Annotated in this window: 13 protein-coding genes; 8 read left to right on the top strand and 5 right to left on the bottom strand. The window is 72.2% G+C overall.

The genetic code is table 11. The features are described from left to right. Positions 1–63: 63 nt before the first annotated feature. Positions 64–5,094 carry an SCO7613 C-terminal domain-containing membrane protein gene (locus tag ACZ3II_RS08385; protein ID WP_465516944.1) on the bottom strand — a complete coding sequence of 1,677 codons (5,031 nt, stop codon included), beginning with the start codon at positions 5,092–5,094 and terminating at the stop codon, positions 64–66. A 310-nt stretch (positions 5,095–5,404) separates the two neighbouring features. On the opposite strand from ACZ3II_RS08385, the gene ACZ3II_RS08380 reads away from it, so the two are divergent. The 4 genes from ACZ3II_RS08380 (at position 5,405) to ACZ3II_RS08365 (ending at position 9,230) form a co-directional block, all read left to right on the top strand. Further along, positions 5,405–6,559 carry an acyl-CoA dehydrogenase family protein gene (locus tag ACZ3II_RS08380; protein WP_465516943.1) on the top strand — a complete coding sequence of 385 codons (1,155 nt, stop codon included), beginning with the start codon at positions 5,405–5,407 and terminating at the stop codon, positions 6,557–6,559. 393 nt (positions 6,560–6,952) lie between these two features. Further along, the gene (locus ACZ3II_RS08375; RefSeq protein ID WP_465516942.1) at positions 6,953–8,053 is read left to right on the top strand and encodes an NHL repeat-containing protein; all 1,101 of its coding nucleotides are present in this window, start codon (positions 6,953–6,955) and stop codon (positions 8,051–8,053) included. Continuing rightward, positions 8,046–8,498, top strand: a complete 453-nt coding sequence (locus ACZ3II_RS08370; RefSeq protein ID WP_465516941.1) for a hypothetical protein — start codon at positions 8,046–8,048, stop codon at positions 8,496–8,498. Before ACZ3II_RS08375 ends, ACZ3II_RS08370 begins: the two co-directional genes overlap by 8 nt. A 150-nt stretch (positions 8,499–8,648) precedes the next feature. Next, a complete protein-coding gene (locus tag ACZ3II_RS08365; protein ID WP_465516940.1) occupies positions 8,649–9,230 on the top strand; it encodes a hypothetical protein in 582 nt (193 codons plus the stop codon). Positions 9,231–9,247: 17 nt separating this feature from the next. Here ACZ3II_RS08365 and ACZ3II_RS08360 read toward each other — a convergent pair whose 3' ends face one another. The 4 genes from ACZ3II_RS08360 to ACZ3II_RS08345 form a co-directional block, all read right to left on the bottom strand. Continuing rightward, positions 9,248–11,452 (bottom strand): galactose oxidase-like domain-containing protein, encoded by a 2,205-nt coding sequence (locus ACZ3II_RS08360; RefSeq protein ID WP_465516939.1) that lies wholly within the window; start codon positions 11,450–11,452, stop codon positions 9,248–9,250. Positions 11,453–11,571: 119 nt separating this feature from the next. Further along, the gene (locus ACZ3II_RS08355; RefSeq protein ID WP_465516938.1) at positions 11,572–12,996 is read right to left on the bottom strand and encodes an ATP-binding protein; all 1,425 of its coding nucleotides are present in this window, start codon (positions 12,994–12,996) and stop codon (positions 11,572–11,574) included. A gap of 76 nt (positions 12,997–13,072) precedes the next feature. Next, the gene (locus ACZ3II_RS08350; RefSeq protein ID WP_465516937.1) at positions 13,073–15,466 is read right to left on the bottom strand and encodes an ABC transporter permease; all 2,394 of its coding nucleotides are present in this window, start codon (positions 15,464–15,466) and stop codon (positions 13,073–13,075) included. Continuing rightward, a complete protein-coding gene (locus ACZ3II_RS08345; protein WP_465516936.1) occupies positions 15,460–16,197 on the bottom strand; it encodes an ABC transporter ATP-binding protein in 738 nt (245 codons plus the stop codon). The genes ACZ3II_RS08350 and ACZ3II_RS08345 overlap by 7 nt, the downstream gene beginning before the upstream one ends. Before the next feature lie 98 nt (positions 16,198–16,295). On the opposite strand from ACZ3II_RS08345, the gene ACZ3II_RS08340 reads away from it, so the two are divergent. The 4 genes from ACZ3II_RS08340 to ACZ3II_RS08325 all read left to right on the top strand — a co-directional run bounded on the left by ACZ3II_RS08340 (position 16,296) and on the right by ACZ3II_RS08325 (position 20,400). Next, the gene (locus ACZ3II_RS08340; protein WP_465516935.1) at positions 16,296–17,582 is read left to right on the top strand and encodes a sensor histidine kinase; all 1,287 of its coding nucleotides are present in this window, start codon (positions 16,296–16,298) and stop codon (positions 17,580–17,582) included. Further along, positions 17,558–18,214, top strand: coding sequence for a response regulator (locus ACZ3II_RS08335; RefSeq protein WP_465516934.1), 657 nt, complete (start codon positions 17,558–17,560; stop codon positions 18,212–18,214). Before ACZ3II_RS08340 ends, ACZ3II_RS08335 begins: the two co-directional genes overlap by 25 nt. A gap of 230 nt (positions 18,215–18,444) precedes the next feature. Next, positions 18,445–18,687: a hypothetical protein gene (locus tag ACZ3II_RS08330; RefSeq protein WP_465516933.1), complete on the top strand. Its 243-nt coding sequence runs from the start codon at positions 18,445–18,447 to the stop codon at positions 18,685–18,687. Between the two features lie 204 nt (positions 18,688–18,891). Continuing rightward, on the top strand, positions 18,892–20,400 hold the full coding sequence (locus ACZ3II_RS08325) for a glycosyltransferase family 39 protein (RefSeq protein ID WP_465516932.1): 1,509 nt from the start codon (positions 18,892–18,894) through the stop codon (positions 20,398–20,400). The last annotated feature ends 18 nt before the right edge of the window (positions 20,401–20,418 follow it).

Genomic DNA, 20,418 nt, shown 5'->3' with positions numbered 1-20,418 from the left:
TCTCGCGGCTTTCCGGTGTGTTGATTTCGGGCGCGCTACGCGGCCGAAATCAACACACCGAAGTCACCGCATCCGGGACAGGAACTCCTGGGTACGGCGGCGGTTCTCGCTGGAGGCGCCGAGGAACAGCAGGACCACGCCGACCGGCACCAGCATCAGCCACGGGCCGCCGACGGTGAACGCGAACGCCAGCGCCGCCACCACCGTCGCGACCGTGCCGACCACCACCGGCGCCTGCTGCCGGGTCCGCGACCCGATGATCAGCGTGAGCACCGCCCCGAGCAGCAGCAGCACCGCCCGCAGGTCACCGCCGTTGCCGGTCAGGATGATGCCCATCGTCGGCACGAACGCGGCCAGGAGCGCCGGGCCGTACGCCGCCCAGCTGCTCAGATCCGACCGGTGATGCGCCTCCACCACGCCGACCGCGAGCGCCAGCGCCGCGAACGGAAGCGTGTACGCCTCCGGCAGCCCCACCTCGTTCAGCGAGATGAACAGCCACCAACCGGCGATCTCGAACCCGACCGCCACCCAGAACAGCGTCCGCCGCTGGCTCGGGTTCCGGTCCGGCCGGGACGCGGTCAGGCCGAGCACCGCACCCCACGCCGCGAGCAGCGCCGCCAGGTGCACCGGCGACTGGAACGCCAGCACCCCGGCGATCGCCGCCGACGCGTAACCGCTCCACTCCACGGTGACCGCCTCCGGCCGGTACTGCGCCAGCCCCAGCCGCGGCAGCAACGCCTCCAGCGACAACAACACCGCGCCGACGGCCAGCACCCCGAACGCCGCCCAGTGCCGCTCCAGACCGGCCGCGATCGACACCGCGAGCACGAACATCTGACCCATCAGGGCCGCGAACAGCCAGCCCAGCAGCCGGGCCATCTGGGTCCGCCCGTTGAGCCCGGCGACCAGCCCGACACCGACCGCGCAGCCCAGCGTGAACAGCGTCATCGTCTTGTCGGCCAGGCTGCCCGCCAGCCCCGCGCCACCGGCCAGCAGGCCGACCACGAAGACGACGGTCCGGGTGGTCCGCAGCAGCGGGGCCCGGGTGGCGATCGGCGGCGGGGTCAGCGCCAGGCCCAGCATCGAGATGGTGAAGACGATCAGCGCCGCGCCGGTCGCCGCCGGGAACGGGGCGTGCACGGCGATCGGGGTGATCAGCAGGGTCAGCGCGACACCGGGCAGGATCACCGGCACCGCCTCGGACGCCTTGCCGCCGAAACCGATCGCGGCGAGCGCGGCGGCCCCGGTGAGCAGGACGGCAGCCAGAGCGCTGGTGCCGTCGACGTTACCGGCGGCCGGGGCGGCCAGGGCCGCGACCGGGCCCTTCCAGATCGCGCTGAGCTGCTGCAACGGGTCGAGCAGGGCCGCCTTCAACGCCGGGGCCAGGGAGAACAGCGCCAGCACGGTGGGCAGCAGGGCCAGCATCACGGCGCCGGTGGCGGGGTCGGCGAGCCAGCGCTCACCCCAGCCGGTCCGGCGGATCCGGGCGTACCGGCTGTGCGGCGGGCCGTTGTCGAACGGCGCCACCCGGGGCACCGACGGCGGCGGCGGAACCGAGCCGCGCAGCATCTCGGCCAGCACCCCGACCAGGGCGGCGGCGGCCGCGTACAGCGCCGTGGGGTGTTCGGTGGTCATGCAGGCCAGCGCGGTGGTCGAGGCGCCGAGGACCACGCCGATGGTGGCCCAGGGCAGGTACTGCGGGAGATACTTGCCGACCGCGGCCAGGATCGCCAGGCCCAGCGTGGAACCGGCCAGCGCGGCGGTGAGGATCACCTGGGCGTCGTGTCCCTGCCCGGCGGACAGCGCGGCCAGGAAACCCGGCAGCGCCAGCAGCACCGAACCGGTGGCCGCGCCGCCGATCTGGGCACGGTAGGTGGGCAGGATCCGCTCCGCCGTGATCTCGGCGGTGTCGTCGAAACTGGTGGCCGGAGCCCGGGACGGGATCCGGGCGGCGGCCGCGACCAGCGTCCCCAGCAGGACGATCACCAGCAGGGCCAGGGCCGTCGACCAGGGCCGGGCCAGGCCCGCCGAGGTGGCGTGCAGCAGCACCACGGCAGCGACCCCGGCACGGGCCCGGGCGGCGTGCGGCTCGGTCGCAGCGACGGCGGCCAGGGCGTAGGCGATCGCCACCGCGCTGCCCACGATCAGCGGGGACCACCAGGGCAGGCCGAGGGCGTACGGCGTACCGATGGCAGCGAGCGCCGCCGCGAACCCGGACGCATAGGGTGACCAGGGGCGCGGCATCGCGATCGCGGCCGTGATCGCCACCATCACCAGGGCGAACGGGGCCTGCCAGGCGCCCTCCGGCGCGGCCGCGGGGTAGGCGCCGAGCTGGGCCTCCCACAGCTTGCCGGGCAGCGCCAGCACCTTCAGCCCGCCGACCACCGCCTGCCAGCCGGCGATCGCGCCGACCACCAGCGCGGCCACCGCCAGACCCCGGGCCGGGCCCGGCCGCCAGTCGTCCGGCAGAACCGTGACACCCATGCCGACCAGCAGCACCATCACCCCGGCGACAGCCAGCGGGGCGGACGGGAAGGCCAGCGCGGCGACCCGGGCGAGCGCGCCGCAGATCGCCACGGTCGCGGCCGCCGCGGCGATGTCCGGGCCGTCCAGCACCCGGTCGGTACGCCCCCGGCTGTCGATCGACTTGGCGAAGAACAGCAGCCCGGCCGCGCCGAGCAGCAGCGCGCCCACCCACACGTCCGGCGCCGTGGCGCCCGGGGCGAACAGCGCCGCCAGCGCCATCGCCACCGCGCCCAGCCCGGTCCCGATCGTCATCGGCAGGCTGATCTCCCGGCGGGCCACCTGGAAGACCGCCGCGTAGCTCAGCGTGCCGGCGACCGCGAGGAACCCGGCCGCGAGAGCCGGAACCGTCGAACCCGCGTTCGGCGGCGGGCCGCCGCCCGGGTCCGAGACGGCCAGCGCCGCGGTCACCGCGGCGCCCGGAACGGCCAGAGCGGCGGCGCCGGACGCCCAGTCACCGACCACCCAGGCGAACAGCCGCACCGGCAGCTGCCGGGCCGCGATCGCCACCATCACCCCGGCGCCGGCCAGCGCGGTCAGCACCGCCGCCGTCAGCCAGGAGGCGCTCAGCGCGGCACACGCGCCGAACAGGCCGACCACCCCGGCCGCGGCCACATGGGTGACCGCGATCCGTTTGGTGTCCGCCCACAGGCCCGCGGCGCCCAGGCCGATCGACGCCAGCACCAGCGGCCACGGCGCCTCCGACCAGGGCAGGCCCAGCGAGGCGGGCACGGCCAGGGCGGTCAGGGCGATACCCGCCACCGCGCCCTCCCGGCGGATAGCGGCGGGCAGCGCGAGAGCTGCGGCGATCGTCATCAACAGGGCGCTGAACGCCAGCAGCCACCCGGCGGGACCGACGGCGTCGGCGAGTTTCTGGGCGTACGCCGCGGTGTCGGCATCCCACACCGGGCGGGCCGCGCCGACCGGGGCGATCGCGGCACGTAGCGCGTCCACCCCGACGACCAGGCCGATCAGGGCGAGCGCGCCGGTCGACGCGTACTGCGGGCCGCGGCGCACCGGCTCGGCGAGCATGCCGACCACCGCGCCGGTCACGGCGACCGTCGCGGCGGCGACCACCACACCCCAGTGCGGCGACATCACACCGGCGATCCGGGCCATCGCGCCGATCACCGCGATGGTGAGCACGCCCCCGGCCACGTTCATGGCCAGCGGCTGGCGCAGCAGGCGGGCGGCGGCGACAGCGGTGACCGCGGCCGCGACCAGGATCAGGCCGGACCGCACCGCGTCGGCCACCGTCCGCGCCTGCAGCAGCGCCACCGAGGAGTAGAGCAGCGCGCCCGCGGACGCGAAACAGAGCAGGGCGAACGTCAGCTCACGCAGCCAGTCGGCGGACGGCGGGGAGGCGGGCGGTGCCAGCGGCATCGAACCGGCCGGCGGGGCGCCCTCCGGACGCGGGCCGGGGAAGATCCGGGTCGGTGACCAGCGGCGGCGGGGCCGGTTCAGCCCCGGGATGATCAGGTCCGGTTCCTCCGGGCGGGACTCCGGGCGGGGCGGGGCGTCGGGCGCGTACGCCGCGGGGTCCGCCGGGTCGGGCGCGCCCTCGCGCCGCGCGAACCGCTCGCCGTCGGCGTCCGCCTCCGCCAGCGACTCCCGGTCGGCGGCCACCGGCCGGCCCAGCGGCCAGCGCGGCACCAGCCGCCCACTGCGGATCACCGTGGTCAGCAACAGCAGGTCCAGCACGGCCACGGCGGTCAGCGCGAGGCCCCAGCCGGCCGGGCTCTGGATCATCGGGTACGCCAGGAGCGGCGCGACCGGCTGCGTCGCGATCACCGTCGCGTACCGCGGGGCGGCCAGCCGCGTCACACCGGCGTACAGGAACGCGGCCACCGCGGTGATCGCGAACGTGACACCCAGGTAGAGCGCTGTCGGGACGTCACCGCCGGTCAGCGGGGTGTCGTGCAGCGCGTACAGCGTCATCGGCAGCAGGACCAGCCCGATCGCGGCGATCGTCTCGCCGGTCGAGGTCAGTCCCCGCTTCGCCACGCCGGGCGCCGCCGACAGGGCGATGCCGGTGGCCAGCGCCAGGATCATCGAACGGCCGAACGGGTTGGTGACCGCCACCCCGGCGAAGACCACGGCCGCCACCCCGAGCAGCAGGGCGCCCAGAGCCAGCAGGATGTTCTGCACCGACTGGGTGGAGGCCTCCGGCGGGTGCTCCATGGTCGCCAGCGGTGGCCGGCGTGTCGGCGGCGGGCCCACCCGCTCGGTCGGCGGCGGATCGTCGACCAGCACCGTCACACCGTCGGTGGCGGCGCCGGGCGGGCCGCCGGGATCCCGGGGCGGGCCGGTGTACGCGGTGCCGGGCTCGGCCCAGTCGGGTGGCGCCGGCTGCCGTTTCCGGGGGTGCGGCTCCTGGTCCTCCCGGGCGGCGTGCGGCGAGCCGGGAGGCGGAGGAGGGGGGAAGTCGGCCGGTGGCTTACGGCGTACCGAGCGCCGGCTCTTCGCCCCTTTCTCCTCCTTCTGCTTCTGCGCGTGCGCGAGGATGTCCCGCTGGAACTTGGCGGCCTGGAGCTTGCTGGCGATCTGGGTGCGCTCCGTCGCGGCCTGCATGTCCCTGATCTTCAGGTCCGCTATGGAGGCGTCGATGCGAGCCAGTTGTTCCTCAAGGTGATCGGGCTCGTCAGCCGTCGCCACAGAACCTCCTAGACCAGCCGCTCTCCGTAGTTAGAGCATGCCGCTACGACACCTCATTAGAACAGTCTCAAGCGGGTGGAGATCTGTGGAAACGACCCCGAACCCGGCAGTTTCCCAGCATGCCCACGAACGAGCGGCGATATTCGGCACAGTGGGCCTCTGTTGCCCGGGCCACGCTACGCGCCGGTAACATTGCGGCGGGACCGGCTTAGGGAAGGTTAAGGGCATGGCTGACTTCGACGTCTACCGTCTTCCGGAGGACCACGAGACGATCCGCGCCGCCGTGCGCGAGATCTGCGACGCGCGGGTCGCCCCGCACGCCGCCGAGGCCGACGAGACCGGCGAGTTCCCCAAGGCGTCGTACGACGCCCTCCGCTCCGCCGACTTCCACGCCCCGCACATCCCGGTGGAGTACGGCGGCGCCGGAGCGGACGCACTCGCCACCGCGATCGTGATCGAAGAGGTGGCCCGCGCCTGCGCGTCGTCCTCGCTGATCCCCGCGGTCAACAAGCTCGGCAGCCTGCCGCTGATCCTGTCGGCCTCCGAGGACCTCAAACAGCGGTACCTGCCGAAGGTGGCGTCCGGGCAGGGGATGTTCTCCTACTGTCTGTCCGAACCCGAAGCCGGCTCCGACGCCGCGTCGATGACCACCAAGGCCGTCCGCGACGGCGACCACTGGGTGCTCAACGGCGTGAAGCGCTGGATCACCAACGCCGGGGTCTCCGAGTTCTACACCGTCTTCGCGGTCACCGACCCGGCCGCCCGCTCCCGCGGCATCTCCGCCTTCGTGGTGGAGAAGTCCGACGAGGGCGTCAGCTTCGGCGCGCCGGAGAAGAAGCTCGGCATCAAGGGCTCCCCGACCCGCGAGGTCTATTTCGACAACGTACGCATCCCCGCCGACCGGATGATCGGCGACGAGGGCACCGGCTTCGCCACCGCCATGCAGACCCTCGACCACACCCGGGTCACCATCGCCGCGCAGGCCATCGGCATCGCGCAGGGGGCGCTCGACTTCGCCCTGGCGTACGCCAAGGAGCGCAAGCAGTTCGGCAAGTCGATCGCCGACTTCCAGGGCCTGCAGTTCATGCTCGCCGACATGGGCATGAAGCTGGAGGCGGCGCGGCAGCTCACGTACGCCGCCGCCGGCAAGAGCGAACGCGGCGACGCCGACCTGACCTACTTCGGCGCGGCGGCGAAGTGCTTCGCCTCCGACGCCGCCATGGAGATCACCACCGACGCGGTGCAGATCCTGGGCGGGTACGGCTACACCCGCGACTACCCGGTCGAGCGGATGATGCGCGACGCCAAGATCACCCAGATCTACGAGGGCACCAACCAGGTGCAGCGCATCGTCATGGCGCGGCAGCTGCTGAAGGGCTGAGAGAAGCGAGTTTCCGCAGGTCAGAGTACTTCCAATGCAGGGCCGACTGTAGACAGTCGGCCCTGTTCTTGACCACGAAAATTCGTAGATGCCCGCGATTTATGGGGGCACCAACCAGGTGCAGCGGATCGTCATGGCCCGTCGGCTCCTCAAGTGGGCTTTTCCGCCGGGTGCTGATGCACCAGCACCCGGCGGAGCCAGGGCTGGTCTCTTCGGTGGAAGACGCCCGGATGTTCACCCCTTGCGTCATCGAGCCGACGCCGTGAACCGGATCGATTGATGCCGGCGTACCGATAGGGCATGAAGCTCAGGAATCCGGCCACGGCACGACGGACGGTGACGGTTGCGGCCGCCGCGATGGTCGTCGCCGGTCTGGCGGCACCATCAGAGGCCGTGGCATCCCCCGAGGCGTCGGTCGGCGCGGACATCACGGTGATGGCCGGCAGCGGTGAGCGCGGGGCCGCGGTAGAGGACGTTCCGGCCGGCCAGAGCCCGATGAACAACCCGACCGGAGTCGCTGTCGGCCCGGACGGCACCGTGTACGTGAGCGACAGCGGTAACCACCTGGTGCGTGCGATCGGTACCGACGGCGTCGTCCGCACGGTCGCGGGGACCGGGCGGGACGGCACGGACGCACCCGCGCCGACGGCTGACGCTACGGCCACGGACGTGCCGCTCGCTTTCCCCAACGACCTGGCGGTCGGCCGGGACGGGACGGTGTTCATCGCCGATGGGGGCACCATCCGGGTGTATGCGCTCGCACCCGACGGCACCGTTTCGATGCGTGCCGACGCGAGCACGGGGAACGGGGTTCTGCCGTCACCGATGGGCGCACCGAGCGGTTTGGCCGTCGCCCCGGACGGCACCCTGTACATCGCGGATCGCTCGAACCACCAGATCATCGCCCTCGGCCCGGACGGATCGGTACGCCTGGCCGCCGGTGGCATGGGCGGATCGGTGACAGGTTCGAGTGGCCCCGCGACCGAGACACCGGTCGGACCGGTCACGGGTATCGCGGCCGACACCGGTGGCGATCTGTGGATCAGCAGCGCCTCCTCGCTGCTTCGGCTCAGAGCCGGAACCCTCGCCAAGGTCACCGAGCCTGTGGGCAGTGTCGCGACAGTTTCCGCGGGTCGTGACGGAATCTACGTCGTCGACCAGCAGGCACGTGTCGTCCGCCGGCTGACCCCTGACAACCACGTCAGTACCGTCGTGACCTTCGCCCCGGCACAGCAGCCGATCCTCTGGGCTGCCGCTGCTGCAGCACCGGACGGTCCGCTCTACGTGGTGGACAACGCTGCCAATCGCGTTCTGGCCACGCGAATCACCCCGGCAGCCGGCGGCGAGCCGGCACCGGAGCACAACCGGTCGTGGTGGCCGTACGTCGTCGGCGCTGTGGCGATGTCGGCCGCACTGCTCATCGGAGGCTGGTGGGTGCGTCGCCGGCGGCCCGAATCCCACCCGAGAACAGAGACTGGAGCGGATCATGCCTGAGGTGACCGGAGGCGACCTGTATGTGCTCTGGCGCGTCGGTGAGGTCCATCTACCACGCATCGCCGACGTGTTCTACGACGCGAATCGCATGCTCGGCGGCAACGCCACCGGAAGTACCAGCCGCGCCTTCCGGGCCAACGAGGCCGCCTATCCGGGATCGTCGTTCCTGACGAGTTCGGTCGGCGCGGCCTGGGAGGAACTGCGCGTCGAGATGCAGCTGATGATGGAACGGCTCGGCACCACCGTCCTCGACACCGGCCGTGGGGTGATGAACGCCGCGAAGGCCTTCGAGGAAGCCGACCAGAGCAATGCCGATCTGCTCAACGACTATCTCCGGGATCCTGTGAACCACAACGCCGACGATCCTCTCGCCAACCCGCCGGCCGGCTGGGCCACCGACTATCCCGGCATGCCTTACGGCTCCTGGAACAACGAGCCGAGATGACGGAAGCATGAGCAACCTGGCCCGGACTCCGGCCCACCTCGTCGGAAACGCTTACGTCTCAGCACTGACCGGCAAAGCGGAGCAACTCCGTGCTGCGTTGGTCCAGCAGACGCTCCAGGGTCGTTCACCGACAACTTCATCGATCATTTCGTGACGCCACTGGCCACCGTTCTCCCGAACCAGCGAAACCTGGCTCAGCTGGTCCAGGAGCAGCTCACCTGCAACAAGGTCATCTACATCCAGCGGTGGCAATCGGCGCTGGATCTGCTCGACGCGTCGCTCTCCGCGACTCAGAACCTCGACAACGAGATGGACGCGGACGCAGCGAAATGGGCGACCATCGCGGCGGTTGCGGTTGGCACCACGCTCGGCCCGTTCGTCGCCGGCTGGGGCATCGGTCTGGCGCTGATGCTGGACGCCGGCGGCACCATCGCGCAGGGGCTCGTCCCGGACAAGGAGGCGAAGAACGCGATCACCCGGTTCAGTATCGAGGGCCGGACGACCGCCGACGTCGCCGCGAAGATCACGACCGCCATCAGCGCCCTGGAACGGGACACCTACTCCCAGGAGCAGCAAGTGGCGAACGCGCTACGTGACATAACCCGGGTCATCGAGAGCCTCCGGCGACCGTCCATCGTGTCCAACATCTCGGGACCGTTCTCCGTGGAGAGGTCCGCACTCGCCGATGCCGGCGCGGCGGAACTCACGCGGAACATGCAGCCCAAGAGGTAGAAGGACCGCGTCGGGAATCAGCGGCGGTACGTTCGGGTCGGGGTATAGGTGATGTTTCCGGCGCGGTCGAAGGTGCGCAGCCGCACCGTGAACGTCGTGCCGTACTTGGCCGGGTTCAGCGTCAGCTGGTAGGGGGCCGTGCCGTCGAAGGCAACGACCTTGTTGTTCACCAGCAGGTCGACCCGGACGACGCCGTACGTGTCCGTGGCCGACGCGGTGATGGTCACCTGCTTACGCAGTTTCGTGTTGTTCGCCGGCGCGCTGGTGATGCGCAGGGCCGGCGCGCGGTTGTCGACGACGACCCGGCGGGTGATCTGGGTGAGGTTGTTCAGGGAGTCGTAGGCCCGGACGGTCATCGTGGCCGGGCCGTCCTTCGCGGCCGGGTCCCAGCGCAGCGACGGCTGGCGCTTGCCGTTGATCCACAGTTCGGTGCCGGCGACGCCGCGCGGGTCGGTGGCGTCGACTCGCAGGGTCTGGCCGGCTTTGAGGTAGCCGTCGGTGAACGGGAACCGCACCTTCGCGGCCGGGCCGGTGAGGTCGGCGGCGGTGCGGTCCTTCTCGTACACGGTGACCGTGCCGGCGCCGGACCGTTTGATCGTGACCATCTGCGCCGGCGTCGGCACACCGTTGGCGTCCACGCCGGAGAGCAGGTACGCCCCGGGCGGGAGCAGTTTCGCGTTCGCCGGCATCGTGGCGGTCACGGTGGCGCCGGTCTGGCGGAACGCCAGCGGGACACGACGCTGATCGGTGTTGTACGAGTGGGTGACGCTGGTGGCCCGGATCAGTGACAGCGAGGTCAGTTTCCGGGTGTCGGAGAGCCCGAGCGAGACGGCGCCGCCGTAGGCCAGCGATCCGCTGATGCCGGTGATCTGCGGCCGGTTCGCCCAGCGCACCCGCCCGTCGGCGCCCTTGGCGAACAGGTACGGCGGGTAGTAGACCTCGGCGTTGAAGTTGTCCTCCGGTCCGGGCACGCCGCCGCCCGCGGTCAGCACCGAGCCGCTGGGCATCAGCACCGCGGCGGAGTGGTAGGTGCGGATCCGCTGCGCCTTGGCGGCGTCGCGCCACTTGCCGGTGGCCGGATTCCAGATCTCCGAGTCGTACGCCGCGTTGGCCGCGCCGCCCTGGGTGCCGACCCGGGTGCCGCCGTTGGCGAGCACCTCGCCGTTGGGCAGGACCGTCAGGTTGAGCCAGTTGCGGGCCAGCCGCATCGAGCTGGTCGCGGCGGTCGCCGGGGTCGCGCCGTTGATGTCGACGAGGGTGGCCCGCGCGGTGGCGACCTGGCTGCTCTCGTTGTTGTACTGACCGCCGCCGGCGAACAGGAGCTTGCCGGGCGCGTACATCACCGAGGAGCCGGACGCGCCGATCGGGACGGGCAGCGTGCCGAGCGCGGTGACCCGGCCGGTCCCGGACGGGTCGAGTTTCCACATCCGGTCGTACGAGACGCCGAAGACGTTGCCGTCGGGGGCGACGTACGCCCGCGGGTACCACCAGCGGTTGTCGCGGGCGCCGAACGCCATCGTGCTGTCCGCGCCGGTCAGCCTGGTCCACGCGCCGGTGCCGGTGCTGATCTCGGGAGTGGTGGCGACGGCCGAGTTGTCGTCCGGGGTCCGGAACGCGTTGACGTTGTAGGAGTTGCCGCCGCCGAGGGCGAGCATCCGGTCGTCGGGCAGGCGCAGCACCGAGGCGTACCACCGCTGGCGGTTCAGCTGTGCGCCCATGCTCTGCTGCCCGGTGGCCGGGTCGTAGAGCATGGTCGCGGTGGTGGAGTTGCCGCCCACCATCAGCAGCCGGCCGTCGGGCAGCCGCTCCAGCGAGTTGCAGAAGGCGTCGTACGAATGCATGGACGCTGTCTGGCGGTGCGCGCCGGTGCCGGTGCCGGCGGCCGGGTTCCAGTCGTCGTAGGAGAAGCCGCCCTGCTTCGCCTGGCCCGGCGGGGTGCCGTAGCTGACCACGTGCCCGTTGGGCAGCAGGGCCATGTGGATGCCGATCAGCGGCCAGGCCACCTGGGACGAGTACATGCCGGTCAGGTGGGCGTTCGCGGCCGGGCGGATCTTGGCCAGGAAGGGGTCGGCGGGCTGGTTCAGCGCGACCCGGCCGGATCCGACGGTCACCTGGGCGGCCGAGGCGGTCGCGGCGAGCGCCTGGTGCGCGGCGTGGTCGGTCTCCGCCGACCGGGCGTTGCCGGTCGACAGCGCCATTCCGCTCGCGACGGCGGCCGTCACCGTGGCTCCTGCCATCCATCGCCGCCCGATACGCGTCATGCCTTGACCCATTTCCGTCCCATCCATCCCTATCAGCGGGCTGATGGTACGGCAGACCGCTGCCGAACCGTCGTAACGGTCTAGTAACGACGGCTCCATGCCCGCAGCAGTTCGTCCGGGCCGTAGGTGGCGTTCAGGCCGGTGGCCGTTACGCCGCTGCGGCTCAGGGCCATCAGGGGGACGGCGTCGTGGGTGATGGCTGAGCGATGCCGTTGCAGCGCCACCAGATCGTGGTCGTCGAAGGCCGCGTTCTCCAGCCACTTGATCGAGCCGAGGAAGAGCAGGCGTTTCGCCACGGGTTCGCGGTCGGCGCCGATGATGTCGATCTCGATGCTGTTGGATCGTGTCCAATAGGAGCCGATCGCCGGGGCGGCGGGCAGAGCGCCGTCCGGAAGCAGGCGGGCCAGGGACTCCCGGAGCAGCGGTTCCACCGCCCGCCCACGCCATGTGGTCCACCCGGCCTTGACGCGTTGCAGGGTGAGATCGCCTCGCAAGCGTTCGATCTCGGCCAGGTGGGGTGCGACGAAGGTCAGCCAAAAGCGCAGGTACGGGTCGGTGACCCGATAGCGTCGCTCCTTCGAGGCGGTGGTGGAGATCGGCAGTTCCGCCGCGACGATGCGCTTGTCGACGAGCACCTGGGTGGCGCGCGTCAGCGTCGAATGCGAGATGTTCCCGGCGGCGCGGGCGATGTTCGTGAACGTCCGCTCGCCGCTTCCGATCGCGGACAGGACCGTCCGGCCCATCGCGGAGTCGGGGAACTCCGCGGCGAGGGACCGCTCGGCCGACACCAGAAGTGGTGACACCGGATTGGCCAGCTCGGCGGCGAGGAACTGCCAGAGGTCGGCGCCGGGCCGCCAGCCGGCGCAGATCAGGGGAAGGCCGCCGGTCACCAGGGCCGCGTCGAAGGCCTCGGCCGGATCCAGCCGGAGCATCTCACCGACCTCCGCCGGGTTGAGCGGCCCGAGGACCATTTCGGTGCCGCGCTGGTGAAACGGTCTGCCGTAGGAGCCGAGCGCTTCCATCATCGACAGGTCCGACCCGATCAGCACGAGGAGGACCGGTTTGCGGCTCAGCTCCCGGTCCCAGGACCGCTGAAGGATTCCCTCGAAGGCGTCCACTCGATCGACCAGGTACGGCACCTCGTCGATCACCACGACACTCGGCTGGTCGTCGGGCAGGATGCCGGCGAGCTGACGTAGTGCGGCGCTCCAGTTGCCGGGGGCCGCGTCCTCGAACACGGCTCGCTCCGGCAGCGTGGATGACCGGACCGCCTCGGTGAGCGCCTCCAACTCGATGTCGGCGGACGCGCCGGACGCGGTGAAGAAGACCGCGGGCACGGCTGCGCGGTCGACGAACGCTTCGACCAGGCTGGACTTGCCGATGCGGCGCCGTCCTCGGATGAGAAGGCACTGACCGGGCAAGGGGTCGTCACCGTCAGGGCCGACGTTCGCCAGAAGGGCGTTGAGTGTGGCGAGTTGCTGCTCTCTGCCGACGAATGCGACCACAGGATCTCCTCGGGCGAGACAGCAATAGTTTCCCTGACAACACTTTTTCCATGAATAGTATCGCTCGCGATACTATTCATGCCAGGGCTGACGGGCGGGTGCGGAGAGCGGCGGCTGCCGACGCCAGGGTGGCGAGGAGGGCGATGACGGCGCAGGCGGCGGCCGTCAGGCCCAGAACCTGCCACGGTACGACGAACGCCGTCTCCGCGGACAGAAGCGACAGGGCGGCCCGTACGCCGAGCAGGTTCAGCACGGTCGCCAACAGGCCGAGGAGCGCGCCGGCCGTCACGACCGCCAGCGACTCGGTGGCCACCAGCAGCAGGACCTGCCGTTTCGTCGCGCCGGCCAGGCGGAGCACGGCCAGTTCCCGGACCCGGTCGGCGGTGGCCATCACCATCGTGTTGGCGATGGCGATCCCGGTGTAGGTGAGCGCGATACCCAGCACGATCAGATACCCGGCCCGGGTCTGCCGGCTGTCCGCGGGCAGCCGCTCCGCCAGCCAGGCGTCCCGTGCCGACACCCGGGCGAGAGAGTCCGACACGGCGGCGCGGACGGCTGCCTCGCCGGTTGCCGGGTTCGTGCCGGGCCGCCAGGACACCTCGAGCCGGTCCACCACCGCGCCGCCGGCGTTGTGCCCGGTCACGTAGACGCCGTTGCTGCCGGTGCCGATGGGCAGCACCGCGACCACCCGCAGTGAACGTTCCGTGCCGTCGCCGAGCCACACCCGGACCCGCTGCCCGACGGTGTGCACGGCCCACTCCTCGTTGACGACGATGCCGTCGTCGTCCAGTCCCGGGGGCGCCGGGTCGACGGCGCGGGCCTCCGAGCGGATCAGGGCGACGCCGTCCTCCAGTGTGTGGACGGTGGTCGTGGCGCTGGCCGTCACCGTCGCGCCGGGGATCGCCCGGACGGCGGCGATCGTGCGGCCGGACAGGGCGGCGCCGTCGACGATCAGGTCGGCGGTGGTCCGCGTACGGATCTCGGAAGCCTTCGCGGTGTTGATCGTCGCCGTGGCGCCGAGCAGGGAGCCCGCGAGCCCGACGGTGATCAGGACGGGGGCGGCGACGGCGGCGGTGCGGCGCGGGCCGGCGGTCGCGGACGCCCGGACGAGCATCCCGGTGACCCCCGGCAGCCGGGCGATCAACCGGATCACCGGACCGGCCAGGACCGGCGCCAGCAGCGCGATCGCGGTGATCAGCAGCATCGGCTGGGTGGTGTAGGTCTTGCGGTGCAGCACCTCGCCCGGGTCGTCGAGCAGCCGCAGGCAGAGCAGGCCCAGGCCGATGGCGAGCAGTCCGGCCCCGCAGATCCACCGGCCGGGGGTCATGGCGCGGGAGTCCACCGCCGCCTCGCGCAGCGCCTCCGCCGGGCGGATCCGGCCGGCCCGGACGGTCGCGACGGCGACCCCGGCGAGGGCGACGAGCAGGCCGGTCCAGAACGCCACGTGGTAGGGCCACTGATGGTCGCCGATGGTGAACCAGGCGGGCGCCAGGCGTTCCCGGACGAGGACCCGGGCCAGCCACGGCGCCCCGTGGGAGCCGAGCACGCATCCGGCGGCCGAGGCAAACGCCCCGACCACCGCCGCCTCGGCGAACAGGCTCCGCCGCACCTGCCCCGGGGTCGCGCCGACGGTCCGGAGCAGGCCGATCTCGCGGCGCCGCTGGGCGACGGCGAACGCGAACGTGGAGGCGATCACGAACACCGAGACGAACGCGGTCACCCCGCCGGCGGTGCCGAGCAGCGCGTTCATGGTGATCAGGGCGTTCCGGTCGCGGTCCGGGTCGGGGTCGGCGCGGCGCCGGTCCGCGCCGGTGAGCACCTGGATGCCGGGAAGATCGCCGACCGCTGCGCGGACGGCCTCCGGCGACGCCTGGACGACGAGGTTGTCGATACGGGGTGCGATTCGCTGGGCGGTGATGTCACTGAAGAAGACCGCTTGCTCGTACGGGACACCGCCCAGCACCCCGGCCACCCGGTAGGCGCCGCGCCCGGCCGGTGTCAGCAGCACCACCGTGTGCCCGGCCAGGGCCGGGTCGCCCGCGATCGCGATCTCGCCGTCCGCACGCGGCGGCCGCCCGGCCAGGAGCCGGTGCCCGCCGAAGCCCGCGACCGACCACGGATGCCCGACGGATGCGCCGGGATGGCTTTCGGCGCGGACCGGGAAGGACCGGTCGGCGACGGTGGGGCCGAGGGTGGCCAGCCGGGCGGCGAGGGCGTCCGGCACCGGCTGCGGGCGGGCCAGCGGCTGAACCCGGTCCCCGATGCGGGTGGGTACCCGCAGCTCGTCGGCGCCGCGGACCACGACCGGCGCGCCGGCGAACCGTTCCGGCTGTTGCCGTGGCGCCTCCAGGGTGGCGGCCAGCCCCAGTCCCATCGTCGCGATCAGGGCGGCCCCGAGGCCGAGCGCGGCGAACGTGGCGACCAGGCTCGCCCACCGGTCCCGCAGGCCGCTCAGGGCGACGGTCAGCATGCGGTGGTCTCCAGCCTGGTCATCCGGCCCGCGACGGCCTCGGCGGACGGGGCGTCCAGGCTGCCGTCGATCCGGCCGTCGACCAGGAAGACGACCCGGTCGGCGTGGGCCGCGGCGACCGGATCGTGGGTGACCATGACGATGGTCTGGCCCTCGTCGTCGACCATGCCGCGCAGGATCCGCAGCACCCCGCGGCCGGTGGTGGAGTCGAGCGCGCCGGTCGGCTCGTCGCCGAAGAGCACCTCGGGCCGGGTGATCAGGGCGCGGGCGATGGCGACGCGCTGCTGCTGGCCGCCGGACATCTCACCGGGCCGGTGCCGGGCCCGGTCGGCCAGCCCGACCCGGGCCAGCACGTCCCGGACCTCGGCACGGGACGGCCGGCGCCCGGCCAGCCGCAGCGGCAGTGCCACGTTCTGTTCGGCGGTCAGCGTGGGCAGCAGGTTGAAGGCCTGGAAGACGAAGCCGATGCGCTCGCGCCGCAGCCGGGTGAGCCGGTTCTCGCTGAGCCGGGTCAGGTCGGTGTCGCCGAGCAGCACCGCGCCGGAGGTGGGCCGGTCCAGGCCGGCGGCGCACTGCAGGAGCGTCGACTTGCCGGAACCGGACGGGCCCATGACGGCGGTGAAGGTGCCCGCGGCGAAGGAGAGGGTGAGGTCGCGCAGGGCGGTCGTCGCCGCGTCGCCGGACCCGAAGGTGCGGACGACGTCGCGGAGCCGGATGGCGTCACGGGTCATGCTGTCGAGCCTGGTCCGCGCGGGCGCCGCGGACATCCCCGCCAGATGGTGTCTTCGTGGTAGTGCCAGGTGTACCACCGGCCCTCTACGGTGGACCGATGGGCGCACGCGATGTCTGGCAGGCGCTCGCCTCCCGCCGCTATCTGTGCTGCTGGTGGCCGTGGCGCGCGGCGGCGTACCTGCTCGGGAGCGGTGTTCTGGGCCTGCTGGCGCTGCTGGCCGCGCTGGCGCTGATCGCCGCCGGCGGGGTGCTGACGGTGGTGGTGATCGGTCTGCCGTTGCTGGCCGCCCTGCCGCTGATCGGGCTCGTCACGGCGGTGCCGGAGCGCCGGCTGCTGCGGCTGATCGATGCCCGGCCGGTGCCGCCCGGGCATCGCGTCCCGGACCGGCCCGGCCTCGGCGCGTGGCTGCGCACCCGGTACACCGAACCGGGCACCTGGCGGGCGTTCGGGCTGATGGCGCTGAGCGCCGTGCTGCTCTGGCCGGTCGATCTGCTGGCGGTGACGCTGGCCTGTGCCGTCCCGGCGGCGCTGATCGCCACCCCGGCGCTGTTCGGCACGCTGGGTGACGCGGAGCAGATCAACGTCCTGAAGGCGTACGCCGTGACGTCCTGGCCGTCGGCCTGGGGCGCCTGCGCGGCCGGCCTGGTCGCGCTGGCGGTGTCCGCCTACGGGCTGGGCCTGCTCGCCGGGCTGCGGGCGGCGCTGGCCCGGGCGATCCTGACCCCGCGCGGCGACTGGCTCGCCGGGCAGGTCGTCGAGCTGACCCGGTCGCGGGTGCGCCTGGTCGAGGCGTTCGAGGCCGAGCGCGGCCGGATCGAGCGGGACCTGCACGACGGTGCCCAGCAGCGTCTGGTGGCGCTCTCCATGATGCTCGGGATGGCGCGTCTGGACGCCCCGGCCGGCCCGCTGGCCGATCAGCTGTCCCGGGCCCAGGAGGAGGCCGGGAACGCGCTGGTGGAACTGCGTGAGCTGATCCGCGGCATCCATCCGCCGCTGCTCACCGACTCCGGGCTGGAGGCGGCGATCAGCGACCTGGCCACCCGGTCCGCGATCCGGGTCGACGTGGCGTTCGACGTCGGCGGGCGTTTTCCCGCGCCGGTGGAGTCGGCCGCGTACTTCGCCGTCGCGGAGGCCCTCGCGAACATGGCCAAGCATTCCGGCGCGGATTGGGGACGGGTGTCCGGCCGGTACGCCGGGGGCGTCCTGAGCGTGGAGGTGCGCGACGACGGCCGCGGCGGCGCGGACATCGAGGCGGGCACCGGACTGGCCCGGCTCGCCGACCGGGTCGCCGTCGTGGGTGGCAGACTCTCCCTGTTCAGCCCGCCCGGCGGGCCGACCCGAGTAGTCGTGGAGATCTCTTGTCCGGTGGTTCCCTCCGCGTAGTCCTGGCCGAGGACAGCGTCCTGCTGAGGGACGGGCTGGTGGGGTTGCTGACCCGGTTCGGTCACGAGGTGGTCGCCGCGGTGGGTGACAGCGACGGTCTCCGGGCGGCAGTGACCGGCCATGATCCGGATGTGGTGGTGACCGACGTACGGATGCCTCCCGGTCACAAGGACGAGGGCCTCCGGACCGCTCTGGAGATCCGCCGCAGCCGGCCCGGCCTGCCGATCGTGGTGCTCAGCCAGTACGTCGAGACCCGTTACGCGTCGGAACTGCTGGACGCCGGCGCCGGAACGCACGTCGGCTACCTGCTGAAGGACCGGATCGGGCACGTCGAGGAGTTCGTCGATGCGCTGCACCGGGTGGTGGCCGGCGGGACGGTCATCGACCCCGAGGTGGTCCGGCAGATGCTGCGCCGTCGCCGGGACCCGCTCGACGCGCTGACCGCCCGGGAGCGGGAGGTGCTGGCACTGGTCGCGGAGGGCCGGTCGAACAGCGCCATCGCGTCGGCCCTGACCGTCGCGGAGGCCTCGGTGGCCAAGCACATCCGCAACATCCTCAGCAAACTGGACCTGCCGCAGGCCGAGGACACCCACCGGCGGGTCCTCGCCGTCCTGACCTATCTGCGCGGGTGACCCCGAGAGCCTATGTATTCCGGGCGGCATCCGCACCCGTGAAGAATGCATTCTGAGAAGCAATTGAAAAGCGTTTCGGGGTACGCCGCCGGCTGCGCCGTATGACCCAGGTCGTACCCCGGATTCCGACCTCGGCCAGACGCGCCGAGGGTGCCCCGGACGGCACGATGAACTCATCACCGCAGCGGCCGCGAGACAGGCGCCGGCCGACGACCCGAAGGGCTTTCCTGATGACCGCACTCGCTGCCCCCTCCCTCGCCGCGACCCTCGGCGGCATCGCTTTCTGGACCGTTGTGCTGGCCGCCGCCGTGCTGCTGTTCGGCAGCACCCTGGTCAGCATCTCCCGCGCCCCGCTGAGCCGGCGGTCCCGCCGGAACTGGATCTGGCTGGTCGTCCTGGCCCCGGGGATCGGCATCATCCTGTGGTTCGCGTCCGGCCGCCCGGCGGCCCTGAACGGGCCGCGTCCCGCCTGACCCCTACCTGCTCACGGCAGCGCCCGGGCCCTCGGCCCGGGCGCTGCCGTGTAGGGGTTCGCCGTCACCTGTCGAACTGCGTTCTTCGTCGACGAGTCAACCATATGGATCGAACCCGCACCCCTATTCGACAGTGGTAGCGGGCCGATCGAGACACGTCTCTCTCCAGGCCTGAAGAAATTCCGGCACGAGAGAGGAATGCGCATGACGGTTGCTGAGCGGGTGCCCGTCACCGCGGTGACCGGCGGGCCGCCCAAGTCCGGCCGTTGGTTCCCGTACGCGGTGGCCGGCGCCGTGGTGGTGATGCTGCTCGCCCTGTCCAACAGATACGGCTACAACGTCGACGAGTTGTACTTCCGGCTGCTCGGTGAGCGTGGCCCCGCCTGGGGCTACACCGACCAGCCGCCCCTGGTGCCGATCGTGGCCCACCTCATGTCGCTGCTGTTCGGCGACACCGCCTGGGCGATCCGGGTGCCGGCCGCCCTGTGCGCGGGCGCTGTGGTGCTGCTCGGCACCGCCATCACCGCCGAACTGGGCGGCAGCCGCCGCGCGAGGTGGCTGACCGCGGCCGGCCTGGGCACCTCGGTCCTCGTCCTCAGCGACGGGCACATCCTGGTGACCAGCACGTTCGACCTGGTCGCCTGGGCCGCGATCGCGCTGTTCGGGATCCGTGCCCTGAAGGGCGACAGCCGCTGGTGGCTCGCCGCCGGGGCGGTGACCGGCCTGGCCCTGTACGCCAAGTACATCGTGGTGCTGCTGCCGGTGTCGCTGCTGGCGGCCCTGGCCCTGGCCGGGCCCCGGCGGGCGCTCGCCGACCGCCGCCTGCACCTGGGCGTGCTGCTGGCCGCCGTGATCGGCGCGCCGAACCTGATCTACCAGATCACCCACGATCTGCCGCAACTGCAGATGGCGGAGGCCCTGGGCGCCACCGACGGCCCGGTCAACCGGATCATCTTCGTACCCAGTCTGGTGTTGCTGCTCGGTCTTCTCCTGACGCCGATCTGGGTCGCCGGGGTGGTCGGGCTGTGGCGCCGGCCGGAGTGGCGGCTGCTGCGGGCGCTTCCGCTGGCCTTCCTGCTCGCCTCGATCGTCACCCTGTCCGGCGGCGGGCGCCCCGACTACGTGGGCGGCTTCCTGGTGCCGCTGTTCGCCGCCGGGTGTGTGTGCACCGACGCCTGGCTGGACCGGGGCCGCCGGCGGATGGCGCTGCTGGCGCCGGTGTTCGTGGTGAGCACGGCGCTCAACGCGATCATCGCGCTGCCGGTCCTGCCGGCCACCTCGCTGGCGGTGCTGCCGCTGAACAACGTGTCCCTGGAGAGCGTCGGCTGGCCGGAACTCACCGCCCAGGTCGCCGGGGTCTACCGGAGCCTGCCGGACGCGGAGCGGCAACGGGCGGTGATCCTCGCCGGCAACCTCGGCGAGAGCGGCGCGCTGGACCGCTACGGCCCGGAACACGGGCTGCCGCCGTACTACAGCGGCCACAACGAGCTGCACAAGTTCGGGCCACCGCCGGACTCGGCCGACATCGCGGTCGTCATCGGCGTCGACCCCGCCGTGCTGAGCCGCAGCTTCGGGCGCTGCGAGGAGCGGGCCCGGGTGGACAACGGCCTCGGCGTCCTCAACGCCGAGCAGGGCATGGCCATCTCGATCTGCCGCGACCGGCGGGAGCCCTGGCCCGCCCTCTGGCCCTCCTACCACTACCTCAGCGGATGACAGCGAACGAGAGAGGCA

This window comes from Actinoplanes sp. NPDC019969, from assembly GCF_055562375.1.
This window is presented reverse-complemented; position numbering and strand designations above follow the sequence as displayed.

Bases quoted from the DNA above. Each gene is read 5' to 3' on its own strand.
- ACZ3II_RS08385 (WP_465516944.1), bottom strand. From the start codon at position 5,094: ATGCAGGCCGCGACGGAGCGCACCCAGATCGCCAGCAAGCTCCAGGCC.
- ACZ3II_RS08380 (WP_465516943.1), top strand. From the start codon at position 5,405: ATGGCTGACTTCGACGTCTACCGTCTTCCGGAGGACCACGAGACGATC.
- ACZ3II_RS08370 (WP_465516941.1), top strand. From the start codon at position 8,046: ATGCCTGAGGTGACCGGAGGCGACCTGTATGTGCTCTGGCGCGTCGGT.
- ACZ3II_RS08350 (WP_465516937.1), bottom strand. From the start codon at position 15,466: ATGCTGACCGTCGCCCTGAGCGGCCTGCGGGACCGGTGGGCGAGCCTG.
- ACZ3II_RS08345 (WP_465516936.1), bottom strand. From the start codon at position 16,197: ATGACCCGTGACGCCATCCGGCTCCGCGACGTCGTCCGCACCTTCGGG.
- ACZ3II_RS08340 (WP_465516935.1), top strand. From the start codon at position 16,296: ATGGGCGCACGCGATGTCTGGCAGGCGCTCGCCTCCCGCCGCTATCTG.
- ACZ3II_RS08330 (WP_465516933.1), top strand. From the start codon at position 18,445: ATGACCGCACTCGCTGCCCCCTCCCTCGCCGCGACCCTCGGCGGCATC.
- ACZ3II_RS08325 (WP_465516932.1), top strand. From the start codon at position 18,892: ATGACGGTTGCTGAGCGGGTGCCCGTCACCGCGGTGACCGGCGGGCCG.